The sequence below is a fragment of the Campylobacter sp. RM12654 genome (genome assembly GCF_020137585.1).
Lineage (GTDB): Bacteria > Campylobacterota > Campylobacteria > Campylobacterales > Campylobacteraceae > Campylobacter_E.
Map to the genome: position 1 here is coordinate 1 of NZ_JACGAR010000060.1, position 1,317 is coordinate 1,317.

General features: G+C 29.2%; 2 protein-coding genes. Both read left to right on the plus strand.

Annotation, left to right across the window (positions count from 1 at the left end):
* A partial coding sequence (locus AVBRAN12654_RS09295; protein ID WP_336614374.1) for a Cj0814 family flagellar-dependent secreted protein occupies positions 1–967 on the plus strand: 967 nt, incomplete at its 5' end.
* A gap of 9 nt (positions 968–976) precedes the next feature.
* Positions 977–1,317: hypothetical protein (locus AVBRAN12654_RS09300; protein WP_336614375.1), on the plus strand; the 341-nt coding region annotated here is incomplete at its 3' end.

Consider the following 1,317-nt stretch of genomic DNA (forward strand, 5'->3'; position numbering starts at 1 on the left):
TGAAGTATTAGGATACGGAGTTGATAAAGATGGCTTTTTTACAAGTGATTTTAATAAAGCCGCAGGTATTCCGGATAATTATAAAATCCACAGCGATAGTTTAAAATCTTTAGTAGAACAAAACAATAAAGCTCATATAATAGGTAAAAGATTCATGGAAATTGATATAGCAAAAAGCGTTGGAAATGCTTATAAAGTCTTAAGCCAAGTTGTAAGTGAAGATTTTTTAAACTCTAAAGAATTTTTTAGTAAAGAAGATATTAACAATTTGCCATGTGGGTTTGAGATAGATAATAGTACCTTTAGTGTAGGCAAGATTTTACAAACTAGATATGATTTTGAAGATTATAATGATAAGAATATTCATGCACGAGATTTTCAAAGAATAAAGGGTGCTGATACACTATTTCATTATGATGGTGATGGCAAAATGGATATGTTTCCCGTGCATAGCGATAGTTTTTCTCAAGGTTATTCTATTTTATGGGACGCTAAAGGCGATAATTATAAAAACAATCAAGGAGATGTAAGTCGTGGTGGAATATTAATAGCCGTATTAAGAAATAATCATTTTTTAGTAGAAGGCGAGAGAACTTATTGGGGCAAGATGAGTGGCGGGGATAGATTTGTAGATTATAAAGAATTCGCACAAAATGTCGCAAAACCACTTAATTCTATGGTAGCAAAAGGTTTAATAACTCAAAGCGATATTTCAAAAATGCCAAAATACTTAGCTGATGAAGCAAATAGATTATCACAAGATTTTAAAAGAGCAAGAAGTGAAGAATTAGCAAAAGAATATAAAAAAATACTAAATTGGTATGAAAAACTAGCTTATGAAATGCTAAGTGGTAAAAATCTAAAAGCTCCTAAAGATATAGATAGTTATGAAACATTTGAAGAGTTTTTGCAAGTGGCTTTACAATACAGCCAAAAAAATATAAGTTTATTTGATATGAAAGTATAGGGATTTGTTATGATGGTTAATGGAGTAAATAATTTTTCAAATACTTATATGAATAATCAAAGCAAAATTAATAAACCTTATTATGAAGATGGAAAGGCTAGTTTAGAATATCTTAAACTAGCTCAAGAAAAGTTAGAAAACGATCCGACTTACAATCCTTTTAATGATAAAAACTTAGATAAAAGCGAAATACTTAATCTAGCTTTATTTGGAGCGTTAGACCCTGATATTGTAGAACAAAGAAAAATAGAATGGGAAAATACTCCAGCAATTGATCCAGAAGAATTAGTAAAAACTCTAAATAAACTTTTCAAAAATTTAGATAAATTAACTTCAGATAGCATAAATGA